Annotated in this window: 7 protein-coding genes; all 7 read left to right on the top strand. The window is 65.3% G+C overall.

The features are described from left to right. The first annotated feature begins 51 nt into the window (after window positions 1–51). Window positions 52–786, top strand: a complete 735-nt coding sequence (locus I0Q12_RS18670; RefSeq protein WP_197253405.1) for an HpcH/HpaI aldolase/citrate lyase family protein — start codon at window positions 52–54, stop codon at window positions 784–786. Then, window positions 783–2423, top strand: coding sequence for a bifunctional 3-(3-hydroxy-phenyl)propionate/3-hydroxycinnamic acid hydroxylase (locus tag I0Q12_RS18665; RefSeq protein ID WP_248673592.1), 1641 nt, complete (start codon window positions 783–785; stop codon window positions 2421–2423). The genes I0Q12_RS18670 and I0Q12_RS18665 overlap by 4 nt, the downstream gene beginning before the upstream one ends. Window positions 2424–2556: 133 nt before the next feature. Then, window positions 2557–3528 carry an ABC transporter substrate-binding protein gene (locus I0Q12_RS18660; protein WP_197253403.1) on the top strand — a complete coding sequence of 324 codons (972 nt, stop codon included), beginning with the start codon at window positions 2557–2559 and terminating at the stop codon, window positions 3526–3528. Between the two features lie 67 nt (window positions 3529–3595). Further along, on the top strand, window positions 3596–4390 hold the full coding sequence (locus I0Q12_RS18655) for an ABC transporter permease (protein WP_197253401.1): 795 nt from the start codon (window positions 3596–3598) through the stop codon (window positions 4388–4390). A gap of 61 nt (window positions 4391–4451) precedes the next feature. Further along, window positions 4452–5222, top strand: coding sequence for an ABC transporter permease (locus tag I0Q12_RS18650; protein ID WP_197253400.1), 771 nt, complete (start codon window positions 4452–4454; stop codon window positions 5220–5222). Beyond that, window positions 5215–6042, top strand: coding sequence for an ABC transporter ATP-binding protein (locus I0Q12_RS18645; RefSeq protein WP_197253398.1), 828 nt, complete (start codon window positions 5215–5217; stop codon window positions 6040–6042). The genes I0Q12_RS18650 and I0Q12_RS18645 overlap by 8 nt, the downstream gene beginning before the upstream one ends. Window positions 6043–6047: 5 nt before the next feature. Further along, a partial coding sequence (locus tag I0Q12_RS33220) for an FAD-dependent monooxygenase (protein ID WP_231610979.1) occupies window positions 6048–6901 on the top strand: 854 nt, incomplete at its 3' end.

Genomic DNA, 6901 nt, shown 5'->3' with positions numbered 1-6901 from the left:
CGGCGGCGAGAACGCAGCGGCGCACGCTCGTCGGCTGGCCGAGGCCGACAAGTGACGAGCATCCCCGCCCTCCTCCACGTCGCCACGCCGTCGTTGAGCATCGTCGAAAGCGGCTTGTTCAACGGGTACGACGGGGTTGTCATCGATCTGCAGCACGGTGAAGTCGGGTTGGAGACCGCCTGCACGATGCTTCGGGCGATCCCGCGCGACGTCCGATACCGGTACGTGCGCGTGGCGAGCATCGACTCCGGTCCGATCGGTCGCCTGATGGACAGCGGCGCGCGCGGCATCATCGCTCCGACCGTCGAAAGTGCCGATGAGGCAAGAGCACTCGTGGCGGCGACCAAGTATCCGCCGCTGGGTCGCCGCAGCCTGGGGCCCAGCCGCCCCCAGCTGTATTCCGGCAGCAGGTACACCGAGGCCGGGAACGACGCGGTCGAGTGCATCGTGCAGATCGAGACGCGCCGTGGCCTCGACGCCGCCGAGGAGATCCTTTCGGTGGACGGTGTCGGGTCCGTCTACATCGGACCGGCGGATCTGGCCGTGTCCTTCGGTCTCGGAGGCGGGGCCGACTGGGCGGACGGTCCGGTGTACGACGCGATCGTCGAGATCGCAAAGGTCGCACGAGCATACGGACGAACCTGTGGAATCTACGCCGGTTCCCCCACTTACGCAGCCGCTCTGGCTCGTGCCGAGCTGATCGATTACGTGGGGCTCGGGATCGACCTTGTCATGGTCGGGGCCCAGGCACGCCAGAACATCGCATCCCTGAGGAGTGAATCGTGAACACGGACGTCCTGATCATCGGCGCGGGCCCCACCGGTCTCACGCTCGCGAACCTGCTCGGCCAGCACGGTGTGCGCACGGTGCTGATCGAGGCACTCGACGAGCTCATCGACTATCCGCGGGCGGTCGGTATCGACGACGAGGCCCTGCGGGTCATGCAGTCGATCGGCCTCGTGGACAAGGTGCTGCCGCACACGGTCCCCGACCAGCAGGTCCGGATCGTCAACGGCGAGATGAAGGTCATCGCCGAGATCAACCCCACGACACGTGAATTCGGATGGCCGCGGCGCAACGGCTTCGTTCAGCCGCTGGTGGACCAGGTCCTGTTGGCGGGCTTGGAGCGTTTCGAGACGGTCGACGTCCGGCTCGGGACCGAAGCGATCGACCTCACCTACACCGACGACGAAGCGACGGTCACCGTCAAGTCGGGGGAGGTGACCTCGCAGATCACGGCGCGCTACGTCATCGGGTGCGAGGGCGGCCGGTCCTTCACCCGGACCCGTCTCGGCATCGAGTTCGAAGGCGAGACCCGCAAGCAACGCGGTCTCGTGATCGACGTCGCCGACGACCCGATCGGCACGCCGCACGCGGTGTTCGGCGGTGACCCTACGCGTGGCTACGCCACTTTGAGCCTCCCGCACGGGATTCGGCGCTGGGAGTTCATGATGCTCGACGACGAGGGGGAGGAGCTCGTCGAATCGGACGAGTTCATCTACGGTCTCCTCGCCGATCACGTGCCCGACCCGAAGCGGCTGAACATCATCCGTCGACGTGTCTACACCCATCACGCGCGGTTGGCGTCCCGGTTCCGGGAAGGACCGATCCTCCTGGCCGGCGATGCCGCCCACGTCATGCCGGTGGTCGCCGGGCAGGGATGGAATTCGTGCATTCGTGACGCGATGAATCTCGGTTGGAAGCTGGCTGCGGTGGTGAAGGGGCAAGCCGACGATGCGTTGCTCGACACCTACGCGGAAGAGCGTCGCGACCATGTGAAGGCAATGGTCGACCTGTCGGTCGGCATGGCCAACCTGGTCACCAACCGCAGCAAACTGCGTTCTGCGGCACGTGATGCCGCAGCAGTGGTCGTCGACCGGTTGCCGCGACTGAAGGCGTATGTCTCCGGGCAGGGCTTCAAGCCCATGCCGCGCTACGAGCGCGGCGTCGTGGTGCCGGCGCGGGTGCCCCGGTTGAAGTCGGTACCCGTTGCGGAGGACTTCAAGTCGGCTGTCGGTACGTTGTTCCCGCAGCCGCGGGTGTGCACGACGGCCGCGACCGATCGGCTGCTCGACGATGTGACGGGGTCCGGCTGGCGAATCTTCGTGTGGAACAACGATCCACGGCAGCTCGTCGACAAGGAGAACCTGGAGCGACTGGAGTCGCTCGGCGCACGCCTGGTGCATCTGGTACCTGCCTCCCAGCTTCCGTGGGCAATGGAGAACGCGGGGGACGGTGTGCACGTAGTGGGCGATCCGTCGGGCGTGCTCAAGTCCTGGTTCCATCAGCGGCCGTTCTCGGCGGTGGTTGTGCGACCGGACCATGTCATCGCGGCCGAATGTCTCGCTCAGGATCTCGACTCGACCTTGGAGTCGGTGTTTTCCGCTGCCCGACTGCGGCCAGCAGAATGCATTCCTCAGTGAAAATGCAATAAGGCTTGACCAATATTAAATCTGTGACATAGTCGATGTTGCGGGCGTCACATCTGCACGACCCATCAAGATCGCCCGGAACAGTCGGATTCCGGAACAGCCGGATTCAGGGAAGAAGGAATTCATGAAGCGGACCTTGTCTGTGCTCGCCGGAAGCGCGGCGTTGGCACTTGCGTTGACCGCGTGCTCCAACGGATCGAACGACGGCGCCGCATCGAAATCGGACAGCGGTCTCGACATCGTGAAGGTGGGGCTTTTCCCCTCGTCGGCGGTGGGTGCCTTCCAGATCGGCATCGACCAGGGCTTTTTCGCCGAGCAGGGAATCGAGATCGAACTCGTCATGGGCCAGTCGAGTGCTGCGCAGTTGCCGGCCGTGAATTCCGGGAGCCTCGACTTCATCCTGGCCAGCCCGACCACGCCGCTGGTCGCGAGCAGCAAGGGCCTCGACGTGCCGATCGTGTCCGGCTACGCCAAGAACCGCCCCGGCACCCTGGGTGACTCCGTCGCCGTGCTCGTCGGCTCGGGCTCGGATATCAAGTCGGCGAAGGACCTCGAAGGTAAGCGGGTCGCGATCAATGCCCTCGGGAGCATCGGCGAGATCGGCATCAAGGAAGCGGTCGCGAAGGACGGCGGCGATCCCGAGTCGATCACCTTCGTCCAGCTCGGGTTCGACCAGGTCGCCGCGCAGCTCGAGAGCGGGCAGATCGATGCCGGAATGGCCGGACCGCCGTTCATCGGGCAGATCCTGAACAACGGTGGCGCCGTCGTCAGCGACTTCATCCCGGCGGCGGGCCTCGATGGCGCCGAGCTGGTCATGGTGGCCGGCAGGAAGCTCATCGACACCAAACCCGATCTGGTCGAACGGTTTACGGAAGCCCTCGACGAAACTCTCACCTACGCCGAAGCACATCAGGACGACGTCCGCGCCCTGTTGCCGAAGGTGATCGGCACCGCCCCCGAGGTCGCTGCGAAGACCGAGTTCATCCAATGGGATGCGAAGTTGGACGCCGACGCGATCGACCAGTTCAGCACCCTGCTGGTGAAGTACAACGTCATGAACAAGGAGCCCGGCGAGAACGTCGTCTGGAACCACTGACCGCGTGGGTCGGGCCGCGAGGCCCGACCCACCCCATGCCTCCGCAACACTCGAAAGGTTGCCTGCCATGAGCGTGGCACAACGAGAACTGGAGAAGCCCGTGGCGGTTCCGCCGCAACGGGACAGTTCCCGAACACCCAGTGCAGTCGCCCCGTACAAGCCGCTTCTCCTCGGCGTGGCCGGCAGTCTGGGCTTTCTCCTGATCTGGCAGGTGTTCTCTGCCATCGGACCGGTCGGTTCGCACTATCTGCCACCCCCGACGGTGGTGTTCGCGGAATTCGTCGAGAACCTGTCCGATCCCGATTTCTGGACCTCGGTCGGCTACACACTGCGTGCCTGGCTGATCGGTCTGGTGGTCTCCAGCGTCGCCGCCATCGTGGTCGGCGTGATCATCGGCTCCAGTACGTTCCTCAGGCGGGCGACCCACTCGACCATCGAGTTCCTTCGGCCCATCCCCGCGGTCGCGCTCATCCCGCTGGCCGCGCTCCTGTACGGACCTGCCCTCAGCGCCGAGCTTCTGATCGTCGTCTACGCCTGCTTCTGGATCGTGCTGGTCCAGGTGCTCTACGGCGTGGCCGACGTCGACAAGGTCGCCACGGACACCGCCCTGACCCTGCAGATGAACTTCTGGCAGAGGGTCCGCTACCTGCTCTTCCCGACCCTGCTTCCCTTCCTCATGACCGGCATACGCCTGGCCGCCACGGTCGCGCTGATCCTGTCCGTCGGCGTCGAGCTGATCATCGGCACCCCGGGTCTCGGCCAGGCCAGGACGTCGCACTCGCACAGATCAACGACGACGCGCCGGCGATGTTCGCCCTCATCGTCACCAGCGGCGTGCTCGGCATGCTCGTCAACTGGCTGATGGGAACGATCGAACGCAAGGTTCTCTTCTGGCACGCCTCGGTGCGTGGAGGTGTGAAGTCGTGAAAACACTGAAGAGTCTCGGATATTTCGTCGGCCTGCCGATCGTGCTGATCGCAGCGTGGTGGGCGGCCACGCAGGGTGGTGGCAGCTTCTACGTTCCCGACCCGGACCAACTCGTCACCGCGTTCCGCACCGTGTGGCTCGGCGACGGATTCACGCAGGACGCTCTTCCCAGTATCGCGCGTCTGCTGGTCGGCCTGGCGCTGTCCATCGTCCTCGGCGTCGGTCTCGGTATCGCCATCGGTTCGATCGACTGGGTGCGATGGCTGCTCAGTCCGCTGCTCGAGTTCCTCCGCGCGGTCCCGTCGACGATCATGATCCCGGTCCTGCTCCTGCTGATCGGCATCAACGACGCCATGAAGGTCACCGTCATCGTCCTCGGATGTCTGTGGCCCATCCTCCTCAACACCATCAAGGGCGTCGCCTCCATCGACGAGGTTCAGAGCGACACCGGCCGGGTCTACGGACTCACCGGCATCGACCGGATGCGGTATCTCGTACTCCCGGCCGCGTCACCGCAGATCTTCGCCGGCATCCGCCAGAGCCTCGCGGTCGGCCTCGTCCTGATGGTCGTCTCCGAGATGTTCGCGGCCACAGAAGGAATCGGCTACGCCATCATCAACTTCCAGAATCGGATCGACATCCCCGAGATGTGGAGCGGCATCGTGCTGCTCGGGCTGCTCGGCGTGGCGCTGTCCGTGTTGTTCCAGATCGTCCAGGGCCGAGTCCTCGGCTGGTACGAAGGATTGAAGGAAAGTGCGAATGACTGATCACCAAGACGTTCGACTCCGCGTCGACAAGGTCAAGAAGGTATACAGCCGGGACGGCAAAGAGTTCGAAGCGGTCAAGTCCCTCACCTTCGACCTGCACCAGGGTGAATTCGCCTGCCTCGTCGGCCCGTCGGGAAGCGGCAAGACCACACTGCTCAAGTGCATCGCCGGTCTCATGGCGCCGACCTCGGGTGCGGTCGTGCTCGACGGCAGGCCCGTCAACGGGCCGGCCAGGGGTATGGCCGTGGTGTTCCAGGAGTACGGTCGCAGCCTCTATCCCTGGATGACGGTGGCCGCCAACATCGAACTGCCGCTCAAGATCGCCAAGCTGTCCAAGGCGGAGCGTCGCGCGCGTGTCGACGAAGCTTTGCACTCGGTCGGCCTCGAGCAGGCTCGCAACAGCTACCCCTGGCAGTTGTCCGGGGGCATGCAACAGCGCGTCGCCATCGCCCGCGCGGTCGCCACGCACCCGAGCGTCCTGCTCATGGACGAACCGTTCGCCGCGGTCGATGCGCAGACCCGGGCCGACCTCGAGGACCTCGTCCGCTCGGTGTGGAAGCGGCACAACATGACCATCCTCTTCGTCACCCACGACATCGAGGAGTCCGTCTACCTCGGTGAGCGGGTCCTGGTGTTGTCGAGCTCGCCCACGGTGATCCAGGACGACGTGAAGATCGACCTGCCGGACGAGCGGGACCAGCTCGGCACACGCTCGCTCACCCGCTTCAGCGAACTGCGCGCCCACGTCTACGAGCAGGTGCAGATCGCCAAGACCAACAAGACCGGAATGGTCACCTCGCGACAGGCTGCGGTGTTGTGACCGCGATGAACATGCAGCAGAACAACATCGATGCAGACGTTGTCGTCGTCGGCGGAGGTCCCGTGGGGCTCACCCTCGCCCTGCTTCTCGCCGACGAAGGTGCCCGGGTCTCGGTGATCGAACCGATGACCGCCCCCGGGGACCTGCCCCGCGCCATCAGCATCGCCGACGAGTCATTCCGCATCCTCGAGCGTCTGGGCTTGGCGGACGACCTCAAGGCGGAGTCCTATCTGGACACCGGGGCACGCTATTTCGGTCTCGGCGATCGCTTGCTCGCCCAGTCCAAGCCCGTTCCCTCCCGTACCGGACACCCCGCGAAGTCGCAGTTCGATCAACCCGTCCTCGAACAGCTGCTGTGGGACAGGGCGGTCGAACATCCCGACATCGACTTCCGAACGGGCCAGCGCGCGGTCGCGATCACCCAGGACGGCACGACCGTCACGGTGACCACCCGCTCCGAGGACGGCGTCACCTCGACCGTCGTCGGATCGTGGCTGGCCGGCGCGGACGGTGGCCGAAGCTTCACTCGCGATGCCCTCGGTGTGCCCCTGGTCGGATCGACCCAGGAAGAACGCTGGGTGGTCGTCGACCTGCTGAACACGACCCGCGAGAAAGAGCCCTACGCCGAGTTCCACGGCAACGGCGCCCGGCCGTACGTCTACGTCCCCGGCATCAAGGGACGACTGCGTCTGGAATTCATGATGCTTCCCGGCGACGACGCCGAGGAGATCACCCGCCCGGACAAGATCCGCGAACTGGTCCTTCCGTTCCACCCACAGGTGACCCCGGAGGACATCCGCCGCGCAGTCGTCTACGTCGCCCACCGCCGGCTCGCCAAGACCTACCGGGCCGGACGCGC

The sequence above is a fragment of the Rhodococcus sp. CX genome (genome assembly GCF_015865005.1).
Lineage (GTDB): Bacteria > Actinomycetota > Actinomycetes > Mycobacteriales > Mycobacteriaceae > Rhodococcus.
This window is presented reverse-complemented; position numbering and strand designations above follow the sequence as displayed.

Coding starts and splice junctions, on each gene's coding strand:
- I0Q12_RS18660 (WP_197253403.1), top strand. CDS start 2,557: ATGAAGCGGACCTTGTCTGTGCTCGCCGGAAGCGCGGCGTTGGCACTT.
- I0Q12_RS18655 (WP_197253401.1), top strand. CDS start 3,596: ATGAGCGTGGCACAACGAGAACTGGAGAAGCCCGTGGCGGTTCCGCCG.
- I0Q12_RS18645 (WP_197253398.1), top strand. CDS start 5,215: ATGACTGATCACCAAGACGTTCGACTCCGCGTCGACAAGGTCAAGAAG.